This window comes from Arthrobacter sp. TMS2-4, from assembly GCF_054511075.1.
The window spans coordinates 120,843-142,860 of the sequence record NZ_JBTNDI010000001.1 but is presented as its reverse complement, the minus strand read 5'-3'; the positions used below and the strand labels follow the sequence as shown (position 1 = coordinate 142,860).

22 protein-coding genes are annotated in these 22,018 nt (G+C 70.7%); 8 read left to right on the top strand and 14 right to left on the bottom strand.

Going from position 1 to position 22,018, the window contains the following annotated elements; translation table 11 throughout:
• Nucleotides 1-106 precede the first annotated feature (106 nt).
• From ACX80F_RS00730 to ACX80F_RS00715, 4 genes are read left to right on the top strand one after another with little or no spacing between them, the layout of a single operon-like run.
• Nucleotides 107-1,294, top strand: coding sequence for a Gfo/Idh/MocA family protein (locus ACX80F_RS00730; protein WP_459334469.1), 1,188 nt, complete (start codon nt 107-109; stop codon nt 1,292-1,294).
• Nucleotides 1,291-2,445: a DUF993 family protein gene (locus ACX80F_RS00725; RefSeq protein ID WP_459334468.1), complete on the top strand. Its 1,155-nt coding sequence runs from the start codon at nt 1,291-1,293 to the stop codon at nt 2,443-2,445. The genes ACX80F_RS00730 and ACX80F_RS00725 overlap by 4 nt, the downstream gene beginning before the upstream one ends.
• Nucleotides 2,442-3,323 (top strand): sugar phosphate isomerase/epimerase family protein, encoded by an 882-nt coding sequence (locus ACX80F_RS00720; RefSeq protein WP_459334467.1) that lies wholly within the window; start codon nt 2,442-2,444, stop codon nt 3,321-3,323. Before ACX80F_RS00725 ends, ACX80F_RS00720 begins: the two co-directional genes overlap by 4 nt.
• 9 nt (nt 3,324-3,332) lie before the next feature.
• Entirely contained in the window at nt 3,333-3,722 is a 390-nt protein-coding gene (locus ACX80F_RS00715; protein ID WP_459334466.1) for a nuclear transport factor 2 family protein, read from the top strand.
• Between the two features lie 74 nt (nt 3,723-3,796).
• Here ACX80F_RS00715 and ACX80F_RS00710 read toward each other — a convergent pair whose 3' ends face one another.
• The 6 genes from ACX80F_RS00710 to alr form a co-directional block, all read right to left on the bottom strand.
• Nucleotides 3,797-4,411, bottom strand: coding sequence for a GNAT family N-acetyltransferase (locus ACX80F_RS00710; RefSeq protein WP_459334465.1), 615 nt, complete (start codon nt 4,409-4,411; stop codon nt 3,797-3,799).
• Between the two features lie 106 nt (nt 4,412-4,517).
• Nucleotides 4,518-5,603, bottom strand: a complete 1,086-nt coding sequence (gene tsaD, locus ACX80F_RS00705; protein WP_459334464.1) for a tRNA (adenosine(37)-N6)-threonylcarbamoyltransferase complex transferase subunit TsaD — start codon at nt 5,601-5,603, stop codon at nt 4,518-4,520.
• Entirely contained in the window at nt 5,600-6,067 is a 468-nt protein-coding gene (rimI, locus tag ACX80F_RS00700; RefSeq protein ID WP_459334463.1) for a ribosomal protein S18-alanine N-acetyltransferase, read from the bottom strand. Before rimI ends, tsaD begins: the two co-directional genes overlap by 4 nt.
• Nucleotides 6,064-6,744 carry a tRNA (adenosine(37)-N6)-threonylcarbamoyltransferase complex dimerization subunit type 1 TsaB gene (gene tsaB, locus ACX80F_RS00695; RefSeq protein WP_459334462.1) on the bottom strand — a complete coding sequence of 227 codons (681 nt, stop codon included), beginning with the start codon at nt 6,742-6,744 and terminating at the stop codon, nt 6,064-6,066. Before tsaB ends, rimI begins: the two co-directional genes overlap by 4 nt.
• A 9-nt stretch (nt 6,745-6,753) precedes the next feature.
• A complete protein-coding gene (tsaE, locus tag ACX80F_RS00690; protein WP_459334461.1) occupies nt 6,754-7,302 on the bottom strand; it encodes a tRNA (adenosine(37)-N6)-threonylcarbamoyltransferase complex ATPase subunit type 1 TsaE in 549 nt (182 codons plus the stop codon).
• Nucleotides 7,286-8,458: an alanine racemase gene (alr, locus tag ACX80F_RS00685; protein ID WP_459334460.1), complete on the bottom strand. Its 1,173-nt coding sequence runs from the start codon at nt 8,456-8,458 to the stop codon at nt 7,286-7,288. The genes tsaE and alr overlap by 17 nt, the downstream gene beginning before the upstream one ends.
• A gap of 89 nt (nt 8,459-8,547) precedes the next feature.
• On the opposite strand from alr, the gene ACX80F_RS00680 reads away from it, so the two are divergent.
• Both ACX80F_RS00680 and ACX80F_RS00675 read left to right on the top strand, forming a co-directional pair.
• Entirely contained in the window at nt 8,548-9,129 is a 582-nt protein-coding gene (locus ACX80F_RS00680; RefSeq protein ID WP_459334459.1) for a GIY-YIG nuclease family protein, read from the top strand.
• 30 nt (nt 9,130-9,159) lie between these two features.
• Nucleotides 9,160-10,236: a phosphatase PAP2 family protein gene (locus tag ACX80F_RS00675; protein WP_459334458.1), complete on the top strand. Its 1,077-nt coding sequence runs from the start codon at nt 9,160-9,162 to the stop codon at nt 10,234-10,236.
• Between the two features lie 7 nt (nt 10,237-10,243).
• Here the strand turns inward: ACX80F_RS00675 and ACX80F_RS00670 are convergent, their stop codons facing one another.
• The gene (locus ACX80F_RS00670) at nt 10,244-11,380 is read right to left on the bottom strand and encodes a PfkB family carbohydrate kinase (RefSeq protein ID WP_459334457.1); all 1,137 of its coding nucleotides are present in this window, start codon (nt 11,378-11,380) and stop codon (nt 10,244-10,246) included.
• Nucleotides 11,381-11,503: 123 nt separating this feature from the next.
• Here ACX80F_RS00670 and ACX80F_RS00665 point away from each other — a divergent pair, with 123 nt between their 5' ends.
• Nucleotides 11,504-11,779 (top strand): hypothetical protein, encoded by a 276-nt coding sequence (locus ACX80F_RS00665; RefSeq protein ID WP_459334456.1) that lies wholly within the window; start codon nt 11,504-11,506, stop codon nt 11,777-11,779.
• On the top strand, nt 11,776-13,149 hold the full coding sequence (locus ACX80F_RS00660; RefSeq protein WP_459334455.1) for a family 4 glycosyl hydrolase: 1,374 nt from the start codon (nt 11,776-11,778) through the stop codon (nt 13,147-13,149). The genes ACX80F_RS00665 and ACX80F_RS00660 overlap by 4 nt, the downstream gene beginning before the upstream one ends.
• On the opposite strand, the gene ACX80F_RS00655 is transcribed toward ACX80F_RS00660, so the two are convergent.
• The 7 genes from ACX80F_RS00655 to treY form a co-directional block, all read right to left on the bottom strand.
• Nucleotides 13,104-13,901 (bottom strand): HpcH/HpaI aldolase family protein, encoded by a 798-nt coding sequence (locus ACX80F_RS00655; protein ID WP_459334454.1) that lies wholly within the window; start codon nt 13,899-13,901, stop codon nt 13,104-13,106. The genes ACX80F_RS00660 and ACX80F_RS00655 overlap by 46 nt on opposite strands.
• A gap of 31 nt (nt 13,902-13,932) precedes the next feature.
• Entirely contained in the window at nt 13,933-14,442 is a 510-nt protein-coding gene (locus ACX80F_RS00650; protein ID WP_459334453.1) for a GNAT family N-acetyltransferase, read from the bottom strand.
• A complete protein-coding gene (gene mgrA, locus ACX80F_RS00645) occupies nt 14,442-15,488 on the bottom strand; it encodes an L-glyceraldehyde 3-phosphate reductase (RefSeq protein WP_459334452.1) in 1,047 nt (348 codons plus the stop codon). Before mgrA ends, ACX80F_RS00650 begins: the two co-directional genes overlap by 1 nt.
• Nucleotides 15,489-15,526: 38 nt before the next feature.
• Nucleotides 15,527-16,324, bottom strand: a complete 798-nt coding sequence (locus ACX80F_RS00640; protein WP_459334451.1) for an EAL domain-containing protein — start codon at nt 16,322-16,324, stop codon at nt 15,527-15,529.
• Nucleotides 16,325-16,546: 222 nt separating this feature from the next.
• Nucleotides 16,547-17,755 carry a GGDEF domain-containing protein gene (locus ACX80F_RS00635; RefSeq protein WP_459334450.1) on the bottom strand — a complete coding sequence of 403 codons (1,209 nt, stop codon included), beginning with the start codon at nt 17,753-17,755 and terminating at the stop codon, nt 16,547-16,549.
• A gap of 159 nt (nt 17,756-17,914) precedes the next feature.
• Complete coding sequence (treZ, locus tag ACX80F_RS00630) at nt 17,915-19,663, bottom strand: malto-oligosyltrehalose trehalohydrolase (protein ID WP_459334449.1); 1,749 nt, start codon at nt 19,661-19,663, stop codon at nt 17,915-17,917.
• Nucleotides 19,660-21,972, bottom strand: coding sequence for a malto-oligosyltrehalose synthase (treY, locus tag ACX80F_RS00625; RefSeq protein WP_459334448.1), 2,313 nt, complete (start codon nt 21,970-21,972; stop codon nt 19,660-19,662). The genes treZ and treY overlap by 4 nt, the downstream gene beginning before the upstream one ends.
• Between the last annotated feature and the right edge of the window lie 46 nt (nt 21,973-22,018).

The following is a 22,018-nucleotide window of genomic DNA, read 5'->3' as shown; positions in this document are numbered from 1 at the left end:
CTCCGACCCGAACCGCAGCCTTCCTCATTGCCCCGTCCCCCTTCTTCCCCTACACTCGCGGTAAGCGTTTTCCCACGCGGCGATACAGCCGGACGAAGGAGTAGGAATGTCAACGAGGACAATCGGGATCATCATGAACGGCGCCTCCGGGCGCATGGGCTATCGGCAGCACCTGGTCCGCTCGATCCTCGCGATCCGCGACCAGGGCGGCGTACTCCTGTCCGACGGGACGCGTGTCCAGGTCGAACCGATGCTCGTGGGCCGCAACGAGGCGAAGCTCGCCGAGCTCGCCGCCCGGCACGGCATCACACACTACTCGACCGACCTCGACAGCGTCCTGGCGGACCCTACCTGGGAGATCTACGCCGACTTCCTCGTGACCAAGGCCCGCTCGACGGCCATCCGCAAGGCCATCGCCGCCGGAAAGGCCATCTACACCGAGAAGCCCACCGCCGAGACGGCGGCCGACGCCCTCGAACTCGCCGAGCTGGCGGAGGCCGCCGGGATCAAGAACGGCGTCGTCCACGACAAGCTGTACCTGCCGGGCATGCAGAAGCTGAAGCGCCTCGTTGATTCCGGGTTCTTCGGCCGGATCCTCTCCGTCCGCGGGGAGTTCGGGTACTGGGTGTTCGAAGGCGGCTGGCAGGACGCGCAGCGTCCCAGCTGGAACTACCGGGCGGAGGACGGCGGCGGGATCGTCGTCGACATGTTCCCGCACTGGAGCTACGTGCTGGAGAACCTGTTCGGCCGGGTCGAGTCCGTGTACGCGCGGGCTGTCACCCACATCGACGAACGCGTCGACGAGGACGGCCGCCGTTACCGCGCGAGCGCCGACGACGCCGCGTACGCCGTGTTCGAGCTGGAGGGCGGCATCGTCGCGCAGCTCAACTCGAGCTGGACGGTCCGCGTGAACCGCGACGAACTCGTGCAGTTCCAGGTGGACGGCACGCACGGCTCCGCCGTCGTCGGGCTGTTCGGCTGCAAGATCCAGCCACGCAACGCCACGCCGAAACCCGTCTGGAACCCCGATCTCGAGGACACCCACGACTACGACGCCGACTGGATCGACGTCCCCACCAACGAGGTGTTCGAAAACGGGTTCAAGACCCAGTGGGAGGACTTCCTCCGGCACGTCCTGGAGGACGCCCCGCACCCCTACGATTTCCTCGCGGGCGCCCGCGGCATGTACCTCGCAGAACAGGGCCTTGAGAGTTCGCGGTCGGGGCGCCGCCTCGATCTCCAGGACGTCCGCAGCACCACCCTCCCCCGCCACGAAGCGGTTCCGCTGGCATGATCACCCTCGTCGATTCGGCAGGACGCACCTCCGCCGTGGAACTCGATCCGGGGCCGGCATTCACCAGGCCGATCACCCCCCTCACAAGCCGAACCATCTACGCCGCCGCGCACGTGGTCCCGCGGACCACAGCCGAGAACGTTCCCGGCGCGCCGGCGGACCTCGACTGGGAGGCGACGCTTGCCTTCCGCCACCACCTGTGGTCCTGGGGGCTCGGGGTAGCGGACGCCATGGACACGGCCCAGCGGAACATGGGGCTGGATTCCGCGGCGACACGTGAGCTGATCTCACGCAGTGCGGCAGAGGCAGCCCTCGTGGGCGGTGGACTGGTGGTCGGCGTCACCACCGACCACGTCGACGACACCGCCATCCCCCTCAGCGCGGTTGTCGACGCCTACAAGGAGCAGCTGCACTTCGCCGAGGATGCAGGCGCCTCGGTGGTCCTCATGGCGAGCCGGCATCTCGCGCGGACCGCGGGTTCCGCCGAGGACTACGAGCGCGTCTACGCGGAGATCCTCGCCGCCGCCGGCGCCCCGGTCATCCTGCACTGGCTCGGCAGCGCCTTCGATCCGGAGCTCGGGAGCTACTTCGGCTCCGCGGAGACGGACACCGCGTCGTCGACCCTGCTCAAAATCATTGCCAACGCGCCGGAGAAGGTGGCGGGAGTCAAGATGAGCCTGCTCGACGCGGACGCCGAGCGTGCCGTGCGAGCCCAGCTGCCCACGCCCACCCGGATGTTCACCGGCGATGACTTCAATTATGTGTCCCTCATCGGAGGGGACTCCTCCGGTCACTCCGAGGCATTGCTCGGAGCGTTCGCGGCCCTCGGACCGCACGCCTCGGCGGCAATCCAGGCCCTCGACGCCGACGACCGGGACGCGTACGCGCAGATCCTCGGTCCGACGGAGGCCCTGTCCCGGCAGATCTTCGGGTCGCCCACCTACTACTACAAGGCGGGTGTGGCCTTCCTCAGCTGGCTCAACGGGCATCAGCCCGGCGTCGGCATGGTCGGGGGCCTGCACGCCACCCGCAGCCTGCCGCACCTGTCGGAGATCGTGCGCCTGGCCAACGCATGCGGCGCCCTGGAGCAGCCGGAACTCGCCCGGAAGCGCTGGCACTCGCTGCTGCGGGTGAGCGGGGTGGACGCGTGACCACGCCACACCCCCGCCTGTCCATCAACCAGGCCACCCTCAAGTACGCGACCCTCACCGAAGCACTGGAGACGACGGCCGACACCGGCGTCACGAGCATCGGCCTGTGGCGCGACGCGGTGCAGGCCCAGACCCTGCCCGAGGCGGCACGACTCCTCGCCCGGTCGGGGCTGCGGTTCTCGAGCCTCTGCCGCGGCGGCTTCTTCACCGTGCCTGAAGGCGCCACCCGTCGCGCGGCCATGGATGACAACAGGAGAGCCATCGAGGAGACGGCAACCCTCGCGGCTGCCGGCGCAGCGGGATCCGCCGCGGTGCTGGTGATGGTGGCAGGGGGCCTTCCACAGGGTTCGCGGGACCTCATGGGCGCCCGCGCCAGGGTGGAGGATGCGCTGGCCGAACTGGTGCCGGAGGCCGTCGCCGCCGGGGTGACCCTTGCCCTCGAACCGCTCCATCCGATGTACGCCTCGGACCGCGCCGTTCTCTCCACCCTGAATCAGGCGCTGGACCTGGCATCCGCTTTCTCCCCAGCCGCCGTGGGCGTCGTCATCGACACGTTCCATGTGTGGTGGGATCCCGACCTCCAGGCGCAGATCCTCCGGGCGGGCGCGGAAGGCCGGATCGCAAGCTTCCAGGTGTGCGACTGGAAGACGCCGCTGGCCACGGACGTCCTGCTCTCACGCCACTATCCCGGGGCCGGGATCATCGACTTCACCACCATCACCGCGGACGTCCAGGCCGCGGGCTATGCGGGCGATGTCGAGGTGGAGATCTTCAACCAGGAGATCTGGGACACCGCGCCGGCCGAGGTCGTGGCGCGGACCGTCGCGGGCTTCGACGAGCATGTCGCCGCCCACCTCCGGACTGGCGTCCGCCGGTAGCATCGACCCATGGAATCTACCGAGGTTGTCCGGCGGTACTGGTCGTCGGTGTGGAGCAGGAACTGGACGGCGGTCGGGCAGACGCTCGCCGAGGACGTGACGGTGTTCTGGCCTGTCACACGCGAGATCATCCGGGGCAGGGACAACGTCGTCGCGGTGAACTCCGAGCACCCGAACGGATGGAGCATCGACGTGCTCGAGGTCTACGACGCCGGCGACGTGGTGGTGTCGGAAGTCCAGGTCCCGCAGGAGGATGTGGGCATTTTCCGCGTCGTGTCGATCTGGACCGTCTCGGACGGTCTGATCACCTCGGGCCGGGAGTACTGGACCCTGTACGGCGGCGAGCAGGGTGCCGACTGGCGCCGGAAATACGCCAGCATCGGCGACCTCCCCGCCTGAATGCCGCAGCTCCGGTCCGGCGAACGGCAGCCGCGTGGCGGCCTACCGCTCCTTCGCCGGGCGGCTCCTCCGACCTAGGTCGCGACGAGGCTGCGGTACTGGGGGTTGTCCGCCAGGAACGCCTGGACCTGGTCGCAGTACGGCAGGGCGGCGAGGCGCCGCTTGTGGGCGTCGAGGAGGACCTTCCGGATGAGGACGCCCTCCAGTCCGGACCCTTCGAAGGCCGCGGCGACGACGGTACGGTGGAGCTGTAGCGTGCCGGCCCGCAGCGAGTAGGTGATGTAGCCTGCGAGCATCCCGTCCTGGAAGAGCTCGAAGCGGTGGTTCATCGGGTTGTCACGGAACGCGCCGGGGCGCTCCGCCACAGGCGATCCCTCGCGTGCCTCGGCGGCGCGCCGCTCCAGCTCATCGGCCAGGCGGTCGTAGTCCTCCTGGGCGCCGTAGGGCGGGAAGTCGGCATCGAGCACCTTGTACATCTGGTTGATCAGGCGGCGGAGCTGGCGCGTTGTGGTTCCGGTGAAATCATGCGGCAGGACCAGCGGTTCGACCGGCTGCCTGGCCGCGGCGACCGGGCCGGTCGCGATTCCGGACCAGGCGTCGAACTCGCTGTCGTGGCCGGCTGGCTGTGCGGGGGCTGCATCGTCATCGGTGCGAGCAGGGGTGGACGAGATCTGGCGTGTGGGTGTCATGGCTTGACCTTCAGGTCAGAAAGGAGCAGGCCGTTTTCTTGACCTGCCCCCAATGTAGCCGTCGATTAGGACCATGTAAAGCTAGTTTGCCTAGCAATCAGCTTACTTAGGCGCCGGGGAGCGCGATGCTCGTGACGGGGAGGGACGGATCGGTCCCGAAGGTGATCCCGCTCGGCCTGCCTCCGGCCATGACGATCTGCGCTCCGAGCGCCGCGACCATGGCACCGTTGTCCGTGCACAGCGAGGGCACCGGAACGGTCAGGGTGATGCCGGCGGCCGCGCACCTCGCGGCGGCCAGCGCGCGGAGGCGGCGGTTGGCGGCCACTCCCCCGCCCAGCAGCAGGTGGGTGATCCCGTGCTCACGGCAGGCGAGAACGGCCTTCGATGTGATGATGTCCACCACGGCCTCCTGGAAGGACGCCGCGATGTCCGCCACCGGCACCTCGAGCCCTGCCGCCTCGTACTGCTCCACCGAGCGGGCGACGGCGGTCTTGAGGCCGCTGAAGGACCAGTCGTACCGGTGGGGTCCGGGCTCCTCGGCGCTGCCCATGTACTTGGGCTGCGAGAGACCGCGGGGGAAGCGGATGGCCGTCGGATCGCCCTGCTGCGCCAGCCGGTCGATGGCCGGACCACCGGGGTACCCGAGGCCCAGGATCCGCGCCGTCTTGTCGTAGGCCTCGCCGGCGGCGTCGTCGATCGTGGACCCGAGCAGTTCGACGTCGTGGGCGATGTCGGCCACGCGCAGGATCTCGGTGTGTCCGCCCGAGACGAGCAGGGCGCCCAGGTTCGCCGGCAGTCCGTCGCCGAAGGTGCCGCCCACCACGCCGACGCCGACGTGCGCCACGAGGTGGTTGATCGCGTAGAGCGGCTTGCCCGTGGCGACGGCGAGCGCCTTCGCCGCGGAAACGCCGACCATGAGGGCGCCGGAGAGGCCCGGGCCCGCGGTGACGGCGATCGCGTCGAGCTCGTCGAGCGTCGCGCCGGCGTCGTCGAGCGCTGCCCGGAGGGTCGGGACGAAGGCCTCGAGGTGCGCGCGTGACGCGATCTCCGGGATGACGCCGCCGAAGCGGACGTGCTCGTCCATCGAGGAGGACACGGTGTTCGTCAGCAGTTCGGTGCCGCGGACGATCCCGATGCCGGTCTCGTCGCACGAGGACTCGATGCCGAGGACCAGGGGGCGATCGGTGGTCATGGTGTCCCTTCTCCGTCCGTGGCCAGGACGAGCCGCATCACCCAGGCGTCCACCCCGTCGCGGTAGTACTTCTTCCGGGTGTGGATCCTCCGGAACCCGAACCGTTCGTAGAGCGCCTGCGCGCGGGGGTTGTCGGCCCGGACCTCGAGCATCACGTTGTCGGCGCCGCGCCGGCGGGCCTCGTGGAGCAGTTCGGTGAGCAGGGCCCGCCCGATCCCCCGCCCCTCGAAGCTCGGGAGGACGCCGATGGTCTGGATGTCCGCCGTCGTGTCGATCACCATGAGACCCGCGTACCCGACGGCGTCGCCGTCCACCTCGGCCACGAGGTAGCGCCGCGTGTCCGGCTGGAAGAACTCCGTGTAGAACATCTCCAGCGGCCAGGCATCAGTGGGGAACAGCTCGTTCTCGAGCCGGCCGATCGTCTCGATGTCCTCGAAAGCCAGGTCCCGCAGCAGGAAGCTCACGCCGTCGCCCGCTTCCTCGGCCCGGGAACCTGCGCGTCGGACTCCCGCAGGTACAGCGGCGCGGTGTCCCGCAGGGGCACGCCGGCGAGCAGCCGCAGGCGGGCCACGCGACCCAGGGAGGCGGCGTCGGGGTCCGACGCCGCGAGGGCCGGCACGCCGTCGACGTCGTCGGGGTACAGGCTCGCGGCCCGGCCGACCAGCGGCCGGCCCGCGGGGAGTGTGGCGGCTTCGCCCACGTGCGGACCGTCGAGGAGGTCGGGGAGGTCGCCGGGCTGCGACGGCGCACGGTACGCCGCCCAGTACACCTCGCCCCGCCGGGCGTCCGTGGCCGCAAGGAACCCGCTGCCGGCCGGCACGGCACCGACGGCGACGGCGTCGAAGGCCAGGGCGTCCAGGCTCATGACCCCGTGCAGGGGCACGCCCCACACGAAGCCGAGGGTCCGGGCGGTCACGAGACCGGCGCGCAGCCCGGTGAACGGCCCCGGGCCCACGCCGGCGACGACGGCGTCGAGCTCCGTCCCTGCCACCCCGGCCTCGGCCAGGATCCGGTGCACCGCCGGGGCGAGGACTTCCGCGTGCGAGCGGGTGTCGGCGCTGGCGAACCGGCCGACGACGACGTCGTCGCGCAGGAGCGCCACGGTGGCCGCGGCGGAGGTGTCGAGGGCGAGGAGAAGCACCCGGCAATCCTAGTCGAGCAGGAGCGCCGGCGGCCCTCCGGCCCAGCGTGGACCGGCGCCCGAGAGCGTGACCGTGCGCACCTCGTCCTCGCCGTCGTCGTCGAAGTCCGTGACGGGTCCGGCCCCTGACGCCTCCGGGGCGGCGCCGCCGAGTGGCCGGGTGATCTGCACGCGGAGCCAGCTGGGCGCCAGGTGCTCCACGCGCCCGGCGCCCCACTCGACGACCGTGATGTTGGCGTCCAGGGTGGCCTCGAGGTCGAGGTCGTCCACGGCGGCAGCACTCTCGAGCCGGTAGGCGTCCACGTGGACGAGGCCCGGCCCGCCACCACGGGAGCGGTGCTGGCGGACGAGCACGAAGGTGGGCGAGATGATGCGGTCCTCGACGGCCAGGCCGCGTCCGAGCCCCTGCGTGAACGTGGTCTTGCCCGCCCCCAGCTCACCCGCGAGGACCAGCAGGTCCCCGGCCCGCAGGTGCCCGGCGAGGTCCACGGCGAGCGCCTGCAGCTCGGCGGCCGATCCGACGTCGTGCGACGCCGCCCACTCAGGCACCGGTGTCATCGCCGCCCTCCCGGGGCGCTTCGAGGTACACCCGTTCCACGCGGTCGCTGATGCGGGTGACCACCTCGTAGTTGATGGTCTGGGCGGCAGCGGCCCAGTCCTCGACGGGCGGCGCGTCCCGGCCGCCGAACAGGACGGCGCGCGCACCCAGCGGGCTCGCCGGGGTGTCCACGAGCCCGGTGGTGCCGAAGTCGATGACGAGCTGGTCCATGGCGATCCGCCCGACCACGGGGTAGACGCGTCCGCCCACCAGGACCGGCGCCCCGGTGGCGATGCGGGGAACGCCGTCCGCGTAACCGACGGGGATGAGGCCCAGCGTGGTGGGCTTGCGGGTGCGGTACGCGAACCCGTAGGAGACGCCCTGCCCGGCGGGTACTTCCTTGCAGTTCGCCACCGTGGTGCTGAACGTCATGACGGGCCGCAGCCCCAGGTCCTCGGACCCCTGGTCGGCGAAGGGCGAGAGCCCGTAGATGCCCAGGCCCACGCGCACCAGGTCGAAGTGGCAGTCGGGGCGCGAGAAGGTCGCGGGGGTGTTCGCGAGATGCCGCACCTCGACGTCGAGTCCGGCGTTCTCCGCGGCGGCGACGGCGTCGCGGAACGCCCGGACCTGCAGGTCGGTCTCCGGGCGGCTCGGCTCGTCGGCCACGCCCAAATGGGAGAAGATCCCGACGACGCGGAGGACGCCCTCCTCCTGGTGGGCGACGGCCCGTCCGAGCAGGGCCTCCCACTGCTCCGGCGGGCAGCCGTTGCGGCCCAGCCCGGTGTCGATCTTCAGGTGCACGATGGCCGGGCGCTCGAGCTCGCGCGCGGCAGCGACCACGTGCTCGAGCTCCCACCCCGAGATCCCGAGGTCCAGACCATGCTCCACGCCGGCGGCGAAGTCCGTGCGGGAGGTGTGCAGCCAGGCGAGGATGGGCGCCTCGATGCCGGCCTCCCTCAGGGCGACGCCCTCGCTGACGTGTGCCACGCCGAGCCACGCGGCCCCCGCCTCGAGTGCGGCGCGGGCCACCGGGAGCGCTCCGTGACCGTAGGCGTCGGCTTTCACGACGGCCATGACACGCGCAGGGTGCGCCACGTCGCGGAGGTGGCGGATGTTGTGCCGCAGCGCATCGAGGTCGATCTCTGCGGCGCGTTCGGGGAAAGTCACCCGGCCCATTCTGCCAGTTCCGCCTGCACGCCCGCCGTCGGAGGGGCGCGCCGGTGGAGGGCTTGCGCCCGGTGACGTCGACCGGAAGGATCGAAGACATGTTCGATTCGGACCAGGCCGGCTACCCCTGCGGTGTCCGCCGGGAGGACGGCCGGCCCTGCGGTGACGAAGCCGCGGTCGGTGCCCCCGTCCCCGTGTGCCGCGCCCACGCCGCGGTGATCGGCGAGTGGGTCGCCGCCGAGTACGGCGTGACCGACGTCCTGCCCGGCGCGTGCCGGGCCTGCGGCTCCCGCCTCGGTGTCCGCTATCCCTACGGCTGGGTGTGCGCGGCGTGCGAGTGGCGGGTCGGCGACGTCCTCGACGACGGCCTGCCGCCGCCGCGCGTGGACATCGTGTACTACCTCCGCTTCGGGGACCGCATCAAGATCGGCACGACGGCGAACCCGCGGCAGCGGCTCGCCCGCCTGTGGCACGACGAGGTGCTGGCGTTCGAGAAGGGCGACCGGCTCCTCGAGCATCGTCGCCATCGGGAGTTCGCGGCGGCGCGTCTCGACCGATCGGAGTGGTTCGCCTCGTCGCCGGACCTCGAGGAGCACATCGCCGCCCTCGCCGCGGGTGTCGAGGACCCGTGGGCCCGGTACGCCCGGTGGCTGGGCGAGGCGGCGGCACTGCGGGGCTGAGCGGCGCCTCCCGAGGTGAAGGACACCCTAATGTATTCTGAACATCTGATGAAATCCGCGCCGCCGATGACGGGGAATACCCCTTCCATATTCTTCCGCCTTCCCTTCGTGGTGGCCGTGTCCTTCGCCGTGCTCACCGCCTTCGTGGCCATGGTCTTCGACCTCCCCCTGCGCGATCCCGACGGATTTCTCGGTCCGAGCTACGTCCGCCTGCCCCTGCTCCTGGCGGCGCTGATCCTCGTTGACATGATCCCCTCGATGCTGCGCCGTCGGGCCACGCAGGGCAGCATCCTGCAGGCTGCGGTGTTGGAGTTCCGCCGGCGCTGGCCCGCCCCCCGGCTGGTGGCGACCTCGGTGGGCCTGCTGACCTTCTACCTGGCGTACGTCTCGTACCGCAACATGAAGAGCTTCCTGCCGTTCGTCCGCGACCGCGTGACGGACCCGCTCCTGCAGGCGAGCGACCGCTGGCTCCTCGGCGGCGACCACCCCGGTGACGTGCTCCAGCAGATCCTCGGCACCGGGGCGAGCGCGCACGTCCTCTCCGCCGTCTACGTGTCCTACCTGGTGTTCGTCCCCGTGTCCGTGGCGGCTGCGCTGGTCTGGTCGCGCCGGCTCTCGCACGGCGCCTGGTACGTCACCGCGCTGTCCTTCAACTGGATCCTCGGGGCGCTCAGCTACTACGCCCTCCCCTCCCTGGGCCCCATCTACGTGGAGCCCCGGCACTTCACGGACCTGCCGGACACCGCCGTCACCGCACTGCAGGAATCCCTCTACCGCAACCGCATGCGGGTCCTGACCGATCCCCACGCCACGCAGTCGGTCCACGGCATCGCAGCCTTCGCCTCCCTGCACGTCTCGGTCGTCTTCACGGCGGCCGTCATGGCGCACCTGCTCCGCCTGCCCCGCGTGATCCGATCGGCGCTCTGGGTGTACGCGTTCCTCACCGCCCTCGCCACCGTCTACTTCGGCTGGCACTACGTCGTCGACGTCGCCGCCGGGGCGGTCCTCGGCGGCCTGGCGATCTGGCTCGCGGCACTCGCGACGCGATCCGTGGCGGCGGCGCCACCCCCGACGGCACCGGCCCTCGCGACGGCAGGCAGCGTGTGAGGTCAGGTCACCGGCCGTCGCTCGCGTCCGGGCCGCCCTCGCAGGGGAGGATGGACGGCGAGGCATCGGAGTGCCGCGCGATCGTCGCCGTCGCCCTCCTGGAGGCCTGGCCCGGGACATCGGACACGAGGTCCGCCAGGAACGCGTAACGGCGCCGCAACTGCTTCTGCACGGCGTCGCGTCCTGCGCTGATCCGATGCCACCAGTCCGCGATGTCGCCCCATCCGGGCGCGGCGAGCGAACCGCCGACGTGCTGCACGGACAGCGAGGCGCAGAGATTCGCGAACGCCAGGCGGTCGGCGAGCCGGAATCCGGCGAGGTCGGCCATGACGAAGGCGGCGCTGAAGCAGTCGCCGGCTCCCGTGGGATCGTGCGCGGACACAGGCAGGGCCGGCATCCACTCCTCCTCCCCCGTGAGCGAGTCGATGGCGATGGCACCGTGCCGGCCGACCGTGACGACGGCGACCGGCACCTGGTCCGCCAGCGAGTACAGCGCGGCCCACGGGTCGTCGGTGCGCGTGTACGCCATGGCTTCGACGGCGTTGGGCATGAACGCGTGGAAGATGTCGAGGGAGGCGAGCGCGCCGGGCGCCCATTCCCCGTCCGGGTCCCACCCCACGTTGCCGAAAAGTTTCGTGCCGCGGCCCGCCGCGGCCTCCGCCCACGGCTCCATGTGCTGCTCCACGCCGACGACGGCGGCTCGGCAGGACGGCGGCGCGCCGATGAGCTCGGTGGCGCGCAGCGGCGCCGCATGGCCGTGCGTCACCATCGAGCGGTCCTGGTGCACCGAGAGGGAAACCGTGACCGGGGAGTGCCACTGCCCGAAGACGCGCGAGCGGGAGAGATCCACGTGTTCCTGGTCCTGCAATACGTCCCAGTTGAACTGGCCGTAGCCGTCGTCGCCGAACGCCGCGGCGAGCGTGGTGCGCAGACCCAGGCGGCTCGCGGCGATCGCCTGGTTCGCGATACCTCCCGGACCGGAGCCCATGCCGTCGGTCCAGACCTCGGTCCCCGGCGCCGGCAGCTGCTCCAGCCCCGTGAAGACGATGTCGAAGAACACCTGCCCGGTGAGCAGCAGGTCGAACTCCGGCCCGTCCGGGCCCCGCATGGCCGCCAGGGGATCGAATCGGTGCTGTTGGACCATGTACGGCACCTTACTGCTCCAACGGGAGGTCGGCAGCCCATCGGACTGCCTGTTTCGTCGAATCACCCCGAGGGGCGAGGTTCCGGCGCGTCTTCCGTAGGCTGGGGCCATGGCAGGGACACCATGACCCCGGACGGCAACGAGGACGACAGCTGGGACAGCGCAGGCATCGCGGACGGCGAGGCCCCGGCGCGGCGCTTGCGGGGTCCCACGCCGCTGCTGCCCCTGGGCGCCCGCGTCCTGGTGGGTGTGGCGGCCGTGGTCTTCGCCGTCTCGCTCGCCTTCGTCCTCGCGTACACGACATCGGTGCCGGTCGTGGCGTGCGTGCTCATCGGGCTGGTGCTCGCCGGCGCGCAGGTGTACGCGCTGCGCCGCGCCCTGTTCCGCGGTGGCCGATGAGCAGCGGCGCCACCCTCGTCATCGTGGGCGGCGGGGGCTTCCGCGTGCCCCTGGTGTACCGCGCGCTGTCCTCCGCACCGTTCGCGGGACTCGTGTCCGACGTCGTGCTGGTGGATACCCTGCCGGACCGCGCCCACGCGATCGCCCGCGTGCTCGGCGCACTGCCGCCGGGGGCACGGCCGGCACCGTCCGTCCGTGTGGCGGCCCGCCTCGAGGACGCACTGCCCGGCGCCGATCTCGTGTTCGCCGCCGTGCGCAGCGGCGGGGCGGAGGGACGCGTCCTCGACGAGCGCGTGGCACTGGCGTGCGGGCTCCTCGGCCAGGAGACGGTGGGGGCCGGCGGCATCTCCTACGCCCTCCGGTCCATCCCGGACATGATGCGTGTGGCGACACTGATGCGGGACCTCGCGCCCGATGCCTGGCTCGTCAACTTCACCAACCCGGCCGGCATGGTCACCGAGGCGCTCGCCGCGGTCCTGGACCGCCGGGTGATCGGCATCTGCGATTCGGCGTCGGGACTCGTCACCCGGACGGCCCGGGCTGCGGGCGTGGAACTGGGCGGGTCCCTCGCCGGGGTCGACTACGTGGGCCTCAACCACCTGGGCTGGCTGCGCCGTCTCGACGGGCACGGCAGCGGGCACGGCAGCGGGCACGACCGCCTCCCGGGACTGCTCGCCGACGCCCCGCGCCTGGCGAGCTTCGAGGAGGGGCGCCTCTTCGGCCCGGACCTCCTCCGGGTCCTCGGGGCGGTGCCCAACGAGTACCTGTTCTACTACTACTTCCACCGGGAGGCCCTGCGTTCCATCCGCGCCGCGGACCGGACCCGCGGCGAGACGCTCCGCGACCAGCAGGCGGACCTCTTCCCCCGGCTTCTCGCGTCCGGGGACCCACTCACGGTGTGGGAAGCCGCCCGGCGCGAACGGGAGTCCGGCTATCTGGCCGAGGCCCGGCCGGCGGAGGAGGAGCGCGACGAGGCGGACCTCGCCGGAGGCGGGTATGAGCGTGTGGCCCTCCAGGTCATGCGCGCGCTGCTCACCGGCCGCCGCGCGGAGCTGATCCTCAACGTCCGCAACGGAGGCACCTTCCACGAGTTGCCGGCGGACGCCGTCGTCGAGGTGCCGTCGGTGGTTGACGGCGACGGCGCACGCCCGCTGCCTGCCGCCCCGCTGGCACCCCACCAGCTGGGGCTGATGGCTGCGGTGAAGGCCGTCGAGCAGGACACGATTCGCGCCGCCGTCCAGCGGGACCGCGATGCCGCCCTGCGCGCGTTCGCAGGGCATCCCCTGATGGACTCCTTCCATGCCGCCGTCCGCGTGCTCGCGGGTTACGAGGAGGCGTTCCCTGCCCTGAAGGCGTCCTGGTCGGACTGACCCGACCGCTCGGCCCGCGCCTCGCGCAGGGCACAGACACCGAGGGACACCAGGCCCGTGTCCGTCGCTGCGGCGATCCAGCCGAAGCCCGACGCCGCCAGCAGGAACGCCCGTTCGGTCGAGCCCGCATAGGCGCCGGTCAGGATGCCGGCCTGCCGGCAGGCGCGGACGATCCGGGCGAGCGGTGCGTCGTCCTCCGCGGAGGACAGGAGGTCGTCGACGTCCATCCCGAGGGCGAGGGAGAGGTCGAACGGCCCGACGAAGATCATGCCCACGCCCGGGACGGCGGCGATCGCCTCGACCGCCTCGAGCGCGGCCGCGGTCTCGATCATGACGGCGCAGAGCGGGACGGCGCGGGGCGCGTCGTCGGGCCCCGCGCCGTCCACGGGACGGCTGCCCGGCAGGGGCCCCCAGCTGCGGGCGCCCTGCGGCGGGTAGTGGCTGGCCGCCACTGCTGCCACGGCGTCGGTGACGCTGCTGACGAGCGGGACGATGACGCCGTCCGCTCCGGCGTCGAGCGCCCGACCGATCAGGGTTGCGTCATTGGCAGCGACCCGCACGAGCAGGGGGGCGGACCCGGCCGTCCGGCGCCCGAGGGTGTCCCTGAGCGACCGGTCGTCGAAGTGCCCGTGCTGTGCGTCGAGGCCCACCCAGCCCACACCTGATCGCGCCAGTTCCGTGGTCAGCCGGGGTTCCCCGAGTGTCGCCCAGGCGCCGAGGAGTGGATCGTGGTCGGTCGGTTCGAAGGTCATGCCCCATTGTGGCCCGGCGTCCCCCGGGCCTCTACAGGAAGCGGTGCATGATGTGGAGGCCGGTCGGTCCCACGGAGGGGTGGAGGAACGCGTCCGGGACCGTGCCGACGATCGTGAAGCCGAGCGAGGCCCAGAGGGCGAGGGCCCGTTCATTCGTCTGGACGACGGCGTTGAACTGCATCGCCGTGTAGCCCGCCGCTCGCGCTTCCTCGAGCACGTGGACGGCGAGGGCCCGGCCGACGCCGCGGCCGCCGGCGTCGGCCGCGACCAGGAACGAGGCGTTCGCCACGTGGGCGCCGTTCCCGCCCCTGTTCGCGTGCAGCTGGGCGGTGCCCACGACGAGACCGGTGTCGGCGTCGACGGCTACGACGACGGTCAGGGTCGGGTCGGTCCCGGCCGGACCGGGGAGCCACTCCGCCCGTCCGCCCGCCTCGTCCATCGTGGTGTCCCAGCAGTAGGTCTCACCGGCACGGGCCACAGGTTCCAGGATGTCCCAGATGGCCGGCCAGTCCTCCGGGCCGGCCGGCCGGAACCGCAGCATCAGGCCTTGAGGGCGTTGGCCCAGAGATTGATGTCGGACTCCACGGCGTACTCGTCGATTCTCGTCAGTTCCTCGGCGGTGAAGTCCATGCGGCCGACCGCGGCGAGGCTCTCCTCGAGCTGGCGGACACTGGAAGCCCCGATGAGCGCCGACGTCACGGCGGTGCCCTGGGACCGGTCCCGCAGCACCCAGGCGATCGCCATCTGCGCCAGGCTCTGATCGCGGCTCTCGGCAATGGCGTGCAGTCCGCGGATCCGGTCCAGGTTCTCAGCGCTGAGCTGCCCCTGGTCCAGCGACTTCCCCGCCGCGGCCCGCGAATCCTCGGGCACCCCGTGCAGGTACCGGCTCGTCAGCAGACCCTGGGCCAGCGGGGAGAACGCGATCGACCCGGCACCGACCTGCTCCAGGGCCTCGAAGAGGTTCGGGGACCCGTTCTCCGTCCACCGGTTCAGCATCGAGTACGACGGCTGATGGATCACCAGCGGCGTCCCCAGATCCTTCAGGATCGCCGCTGCCTCCACGGTCCGCTCGGCCGAGTACGAGGAGATCCCGGCATACAGGGCCCGCCCCGACCGCACCGCGGTGTCCAGGGCCCCCATCGTCTCCTCCAGCGGGGTCTCCGGATCGGGGCGGTGGCTGTAGAAGATGTCCACGTACTCCAGGCCCATCCGCTCCAACGACTGGTCGAGGCTCGCCAGCAGGTACTTCCGCGACCCGAGATTCCCGTACGGACCCGGCCACATGTCGTACCCGGCCTTGGTGGAGATGATCAGCTCGTCACGGAACGGCCGGAAATCGTCCTTCAGATGCCGGCCGAAGTTCGTCTCGGCACTGCCGTACGGCGGACCGTAATTGTTCGCCAGGTCGAAGTGGGTCACACCCAGGTCGAACGCGCGCCGCAGGATCTCCCGCTGCACCCCGAACGCCTTGTCGTCGCCGAAGTTGTGCCACAGGCCCAGGGACACGGCCGGCAGGTGCAGCCCGCTCGCCCCCACCCGGCGGTATGGCATCGACTCGTAGCGGCTCTCGGCGGGGTGATAGGTCATTCCTTCATCGTAGGGGACCAGCGGCCGGGAACGCCCTGTTACGCGGGGACTCCGACGTCCGGGGCAGGCCTGACCCGCACCTGCGGGAGTTCCTCGAACGCCGGCTTCGCGAACCAGTATCCCTGGAACAGACGGATGCCTCTCTCCTTCAGGAACACGAACTCCGCCTCCGTCTCGATGCCCTCGGCGAGCACCGTGATCCCGAGGGCCCCGGCGATGCCCACGATGCCGGTGACGACGGCCTGACGGGCCGGGCTGCTGTCCACTCCCCGGACGAGCAGCATGTCGATCTTGATCAGGTCGGGCTGGAACTGGACCAGGAGCCCCAGTCCTGCGTGGCCTGCCCCGAAATCGTCGATGGCGGTGGTGAAGCCGTGCCTGCGGTACTCGGTGATGATGTTCCTCAGGTGATCGGTGTCCGTGACCTCCTCGTTCTCCGTGAACTCGAACATGATCGACGACGTCGGGAAACTGCACCGCGCGGCGGTGACCAGCGTCGCGCGGAGGCATGCCGCCGGTTCATAGACCGCGTTGGGCATGAAGTTGATCGACAGTTTCAACTCCTCGTCCGCGGGAAACAGTCGCGACGCGATTTCGATCGCCTTGATCCGGCAGTTCTGGTCGAAGCGGTACTTCTGCTCCGGTGAGACCCTCGACAGGACGTCGTAGGCACCTTCTCCCGACAGGCCGCGGACCAGCGCCTCGTAACCCCACACGCGATCGTCCACCGCGTCGTAGATCGGCTGGAAGGCCATGGAGAACTCGACGTCGGGTCCCGACGATGTCGTGCAACCGTTGCATGCCATGCAGAGTGTCCCCTCACTGATTTCGTCCACCCTAGGACACCCTAGGACACCCGCGGCGCAGCGCGGATCTGCCACGCGCGGGTCCGCACGCGCCGCAGGGTGCGACGGCGACAGCTCCGCTACCGTGCCTTCCGTCTGCTGGGGAGTGCGCCGCTGCTGATGAGGTGATCCGCGACGGTCCGGAGCTTCATGTGGTTGCGCTGGCTGGCGGCCTCGGCGAACGCCACGGCGGACGTCATCCGGCTGCCCGGTTCAGATCCTGACGATGTCGTCGGGAGGCGACGGCGACGGCGACATCCCGTGCCGTCGGTCCGTCGGACCGACGGCACGGACGGATCTGTCGCGTCCCCCGGCCTTCGCCGTGTACAACGCCCGGTCGGCCGCGGCGATCGCCGCTTCGAGGTCGTACCCGGACGCCTCGACGGAGGAGATGCCGTAGCTCACCGTCGGCATCACGAAGCCGCCCGGTGTGGTCTGCACCCGCAGCGCCAGGCTCAGATCACGGGTGATGTCCTCGGTCCGGGAGGCCGAAGCCCCGGGCAGCAGGAAGATGAACTCCTCGCCTCCGTAGCGCCCCACGAGGTCAGTGGCCCGGACGGTCTCCGAACAGGTCTGCGCGAAAGCCTTCAGCACACTGTCACCGGCAGCGTGGCCGTGGGTGTCGTTGATCGTCTTGAAGAAGTCGAGGTCGGCGAGGATGAGCGCGCCGGGCTGTCCGGTCCGCGCCAGGCGGTCCACGTGGAGGTGGGCGAGGTCGAGGAAGCCGGCCCGGTTGAGCAGACCGGTGAGGGCATCCCGGTCGGCGCGTGTCCGCAGGTCCGCGGCGATCTGCTCCGCGCTGAGTGCCGCGGCGCTGAACGACACGATGACTAGAAGGACCAGGGTGACCAGCACCGTGGTGCTCGAATCGAAGAAGGTGGAGAACACGTAGCCGTCCGGACCTTCCACGACGAACGCGACGCACCGTGCCAGGTACAGCAGCGCGACGACGGCGGAGCCGACCGCGAGTGGCCCCTGCACCCTGCTGTAGCTGCTGGGCAGGCGCCACAACTCCCATGAGGCGAGTCCGATGGTCAGGGACATCATGCCGAGGAACACCGCACCGCCGGACCATTCGTTCGTCGCCGGGTCGTCGAGAACCGAGGCAAGGAGCGTCAGCACCGGCGCGGCCGCGAGTTGCAGCCAGCCGGGCCTGCCTGCTCGGAGGGTCCGGGCACCCGCCCAGACGCTGACCGTGCCCAGAACCGAGAGCATGTGGGCCAGGGGGTGCGCCCAGACCTGGTGCTGCGTGCCGTCGAGCAGGTGGATGGAGGACCCGCCGCAGAAGAACAGGATGGCCGCACACCACCAGGCGCTGTAGGCGGAGCGGGTCTGGCGGAATGCCACGGTGTAGAACAGCACCAGGAGGGTGATCGCGACGGCGCCGAAGGCGACCCGCAGTGTCGTGATGTCCAGGGTCATGGTGTTCCTGCCGCCTCGTTCTTCCCGGTCCCGGCCCGGATGCTCAGGGGATCGCTCTCCCGTGCGGAAGACTCTTCGGCCAGTATGCCGGAGTCCACCGACCCTTCGGTCGGTGGACTCCTACTCCTGTCGAAACCCTTGCGGAGTCCTGCCCCGGGCTCAGCCCCTGCTGAGGACCAGGGAGGCGTGCGCCGGCAGCTGCACCGCGTCGGCGAGCAGTCCGACGCCGTCCACCGTGGACAGCAGCACCTCCGCGGTGCTGCCGTCGACCGGGATGGTCACCATGGTGTCGCTCAGGTTGAGGATGACGGCCGTGCTGCCCCGGTGCAGGACGATCCAGCGGCTGTCCTCGTCGTAGTCCACGGAGATGCTGCGGAAGTCGGCGTCGCGCAGTTCCGGTCGTGACCGGCGCAGGCTGATGAGCTCGCGGTACGTGGACAGCAGCTCGGCGTGGTGTCCCTGCTCCGCTTCCGCCCAGTCCAGCTTGGCGGAGGCGAAGGTCGCCGGGTCCTGCGGATTCGGGACGTCCTCCGATCGCCAGCCCATGCGCTCGAACTCCCGCAGCCGCCCCTCCGCGGTGGCCCGGCCGAGCTCCGGCTCGGGGTGGGAGGTGAAGAACGGCCACGGCGTCGACGCCCCGTACTCCTCGCCCATGAACAGCATGGGCGTGAAGGGGCCGAGGATGTTCAGGACGGCGGACTGCGCGAGCTGCGCCGGGTTCAGCGTGGCGCTGATGCGGTCACCGGCGGCCCGGTTGCCGATCTGGTCGTGGTTCTGGGCCGCGACGACCAGCTGCAGGGGGCTGATCTCGGCCGGGTCGATCTCGCGACCGTGGTGGCGTTCCCTGAAGGACGAGTAGGTCCCGTTGTGGAAGAAGCCCTTCTCGAGCACCTTGGCGAGCGCTCCGACCGAGTCGAAGTCGAGGTAGTACCCCTCGGTCTCGCGCGTCAGGTTGACGTGCACCGCGTGGTGGAAGTCGTCGCTCCACTGCCCGGCGAGGCCGTAGCCGCCGACGTCGCGGCCCCGGATGAGGCGCGGATCGTTGAGGTCCGATTCGGCGATGAGGAACAGCGGCTTGCCGAGCTCCGCCGCGCACTCGTCCGTACGGGTGGCGAACTCCTCGAGGATGTGCACCGCGCGCTCGTCGTGCAGCGCATGCACGGCATCGAGGCGGAGGCCATCCACGTGGTAGTCCCTGAACCACATGAGGATGTTCTCGAGGACGTAGTTCCGGACCTCGTCCGACTGCGGGCCATCGAGGTTCAGGGAGTCGCCCCAGGTGTTGGACAGGCCCTCGGTGAGGTAGGGGCCGAAGAGCCCGAGGTAGTTGCCGCTGGGGCCGAGGTGGTTGTGGACGACGTCCTGGATGACGCCGAGGCCCGCCTGGTGCGCCGCGTCGACGAAACGCTGGTAGGCGGCGGGACCACCGTAGGTCTCCTGGACCGCGTACCAGAGGACGCCGTCGTAGCCCCAGTTATGCGTGCCGTTGAACGCATTGACGGGCAGCAGCTCCACGTACTGCACACCCAGGTCCACCAGGTGGCCGAGCTTGCCGATGGCGGCGTCGAGCGTTCCCTCGGGGGTGAACGTGCCGAGGTGCATCTCGTAGATGACGCCGCCGTTCATGCCCGGGGACCGCCAGGAGGCGTCCTGCCACTGGTGCGCAGCCGGGTCGAAGGTCCGCGAGAGCTCGTGGACGCCGTCGGGCTGGCGCCGCGACCGGGGGTCGGGCACGGGGGTCTCGGAGTCGTCGACGAGGTAGCCGTAGGACACGTCCCCGGTGGCCGTCGGGGCATCCGTGGCATGCCACCATCCGCCTCCGCCCTGCGTCATCGGGTATCGGGAGCCGTCGGCGACGAGGGTGAGGGAGGTGGCGCGGGGCGCCCAGACCTCGAATGGCGAACTCATGCTGCGTCCTCCTGGACGAGTAGTGCTGCGGGGAAGGTGGAGAAGAGGTCGGCGGCCCTCACGGTCCCGCCGTTCACCGAAGCGCCGGTGAGGGCGCAGGTGTAGCGGCCCCCGGGGAGTTCGAGCGTGGTGTCGCCCCAGCCCTCCCCCTGCGCGAGCCGGTAGGGCAGGCGCGTGATGAGGGTGATGGCTCCTCCGCGGTCGAATGCGAAGACGTGGTCCGCCGCCGCACCGGAGGGTGGGATCGCGGTGTAGCCCGTGAACAGTTCGGGGCGGTCACGGCGCAGCTTGAGGGCCCGGGACACGACGAGCATCTTCGCGTGGGCGTCGGCATCCACCGCGGGCAGTGCGCCGAAGTTGAGATCCGTCAGCACCTGCCGCCGCGCGTCGTAGTCCACCTCGCGGCGGTTGTCGGGGTCCACGAGGGAGGTGTCCCAGAACTCGGTGCCCTGGTAGACGTCCGGCACTCCCGGCATGGTGAGCTGGAGCAGCTTCAGGCCGATCGAGTTGGACCAGCCGGCCTGTTGGATCCGCCCGACGAGGCCGGAGATCAGCGACGCCACGGCGTCGTCGTCGAAGGCGGCATCGACGGCGTCGTGCATGCCGCGCTCGAAGGCCTCGTCCGGCGCGGTCCAGTGCGTGCTGGAATCGGCTTCACGCGACGCCTTCTCGGCGTAGGCGTGGGCGCGTTCCCTGCTGAGCGGCCAGGCCCCGATGATCGACTGCCACAGCAGTGGCGCGAACGTCCGGTCCCTGATGGGTGCCAGTTCCTCGAGCTGGTCGAGGAGGCCCGTCCATTCGCCGGCGAGCTCCGACAGGACGGAGATCCGGGACCGGGTGTCCTCGCTGCGCTTGGTGTCGTGCGTGCTCAGCGTCGTCATGGCCAACGGGCTCCCGGTCTGCCGTTCGAGCAGGCGCCGGTGCAGTTCCAGCGGGTCGACCGCGAAGATGGAGGGGTCCGCCCCCACCTCGTTGAGTGACACGAGGCGCGAGTACCGGTAGAACGCCGTGTCCTCCACGCCCTTCGCCATGACCATGCCGGAGGTCTGCTGGAAGCGGCGGGCGAGCTCGGTGAGCTCGCCCTCACCCTCGAGGAACGGGTTGAGCAGCGCGTGGAGCGTGGCGATGGTGTCCGCGAGGTCGGGGCGGCGCACCTGGGCGTCGCGGACCGCCTCGGCGAGGTGATCGGCACCTCCCGGCAGGTAGCTGCGGTAGACGGGGAAGCAGGTCAGGAGTTCGGCGATCGCGTCGGCCGCTGCGTCGGCGTCGAGCCCTGCCTCGGACGGGACGAGCCGCGCGAGCCGCAGCACCTCGGAGCGGAGGATGCCGTCGGTGATGCCGCGCTTGGTCCCGTGGATCATCTCGTGGAACGGCGCCACCGGCACGGACTGTGTGAGCTCGTGCTCCCCCGCCTGGTCGGTGAACAGCCGGTCGATGTCGGCGAGGGCGTCGTACCCGGTCGTGCCCTCGGTCGCCCAGTCGGTCGGGAGCTTCTCGCCCGGCTCGAGGATCTTCTCGACGAGCACGTAGGCACCGCCCGTCAGGGTGCGGAGGTCCTCGAGGTAGCCCTTCGGGTCGGCGAGACCGTCGGGGTGGTCGATGCGCAGGCCGTCGATGAGCCCCTCGTCGAACCACCGCTTCACCTCGCTGTGGCTCTCCTGGAACACCCAGGGGACCTCGACGCGCAGGCCCGCGAGGGTGTTCACGCCGAAGAACCGGCGGTAGTTGAGTTCGGCATCGGCGCGGCGCCAGTTCACGAGTTCGTAGTGCTGGCGGGCGTGGACCTCCGCCCCCGTGTCACCGGGGTGGGCCGTGCCGTCCGCGATGGGGAACCGGTTGTCGTAGTAGCGCAGTTCGCCGTCGACGACCGCCAGCTGATCCAGCTCGCCGTCGCCGTCGCCGAGGACGGGGACGCGGAGGCGCCCGTCGTTGGCGTCCCAGTCGACGTCGAACGCCTCCGCCATGCGCGAGCCGCGGCCCTCCTTCAGGAGCTGCCACCACCATGCGTTGTCGGCGGGTGTCTCGATGCCCATGTGGTTGGGCACGATGTCGACGAGGACTCCCATCCCCGCGGCCCGGGCGGCCTCGCTGAGGGCAGCGAGGCCGTCCGGACCGCCGCGGTCGGGATCCACCGTGGTGGGGTCCGTGACGTCGTAGCCGTGCCCGGACCCCTTCTCCGCCGTGAGGATCGGCGACAAATACACCCAATCCACCCCGAGGTCGTGCAGGTACGGCACCAGGGCTGCGGCCTGATGCAGGTCGAACTCGCTCCGGATCTGAAGCCGGTAGGTCGATTTCGGTGTCAACACGTGGGGTCCTCCTGGGACGGTGGGTGGGTGTATCTGGCCGGGGTGA

Excerpts from the sequence above, each read along its gene's own strand:
- ACX80F_RS00655 (WP_459334454.1), bottom strand. The coding sequence starts at position 13,901 with ATGACCTTCGAACCGACCGACCACGATCCACTCCTCGGCGCCTGGGCG.
- ACX80F_RS00665 (WP_459334456.1), top strand. The coding sequence starts at position 11,504 with ATGACCCCGGACGGCAACGAGGACGACAGCTGGGACAGCGCAGGCATC.
- alr (WP_459334460.1), bottom strand. The coding sequence starts at position 8,458 with ATGGGCCGGGTGACTTTCCCCGAACGCGCCGCAGAGATCGACCTCGAT.
- ACX80F_RS00725 (WP_459334468.1), top strand. The coding sequence starts at position 1,291 with ATGATCACCCTCGTCGATTCGGCAGGACGCACCTCCGCCGTGGAACTC.
- ACX80F_RS00670 (WP_459334457.1), bottom strand. The coding sequence starts at position 11,380 with ATGGTCCAACAGCACCGATTCGATCCCCTGGCGGCCATGCGGGGCCCG.
- treZ (WP_459334449.1), bottom strand. The coding sequence starts at position 19,663 with ATGAGTTCGCCATTCGAGGTCTGGGCGCCCCGCGCCACCTCCCTCACC.
- ACX80F_RS00675 (WP_459334458.1), top strand. The coding sequence starts at position 9,160 with ATGTATTCTGAACATCTGATGAAATCCGCGCCGCCGATGACGGGGAAT.
- tsaD (WP_459334464.1), bottom strand. The coding sequence starts at position 5,603 with ATGACCACCGATCGCCCCCTGGTCCTCGGCATCGAGTCCTCGTGCGAC.
- ACX80F_RS00680 (WP_459334459.1), top strand. The coding sequence starts at position 8,548 with ATGTTCGATTCGGACCAGGCCGGCTACCCCTGCGGTGTCCGCCGGGAG.
- ACX80F_RS00650 (WP_459334453.1), bottom strand. The coding sequence starts at position 14,442 with ATGCTGCGGTTCCGGCCGGCCGGCCCGGAGGACTGGCCGGCCATCTGG.
- ACX80F_RS00710 (WP_459334465.1), bottom strand. The coding sequence starts at position 4,411 with ATGACACCCACACGCCAGATCTCGTCCACCCCTGCTCGCACCGATGAC.
- ACX80F_RS00660 (WP_459334455.1), top strand. The coding sequence starts at position 11,776 with ATGAGCAGCGGCGCCACCCTCGTCATCGTGGGCGGCGGGGGCTTCCGC.
- ACX80F_RS00715 (WP_459334466.1), top strand. The coding sequence starts at position 3,333 with ATGGAATCTACCGAGGTTGTCCGGCGGTACTGGTCGTCGGTGTGGAGC.
- ACX80F_RS00635 (WP_459334450.1), bottom strand. The coding sequence starts at position 17,755 with ATGACCCTGGACATCACGACACTGCGGGTCGCCTTCGGCGCCGTCGCG.
- mgrA (WP_459334452.1), bottom strand. The coding sequence starts at position 15,488 with ATGACCTATCACCCCGCCGAGAGCCGCTACGAGTCGATGCCATACCGC.
- tsaE (WP_459334461.1), bottom strand. The coding sequence starts at position 7,302 with ATGACACCGGTGCCTGAGTGGGCGGCGTCGCACGACGTCGGATCGGCC.
- ACX80F_RS00730 (WP_459334469.1), top strand. The coding sequence starts at position 107 with ATGTCAACGAGGACAATCGGGATCATCATGAACGGCGCCTCCGGGCGC.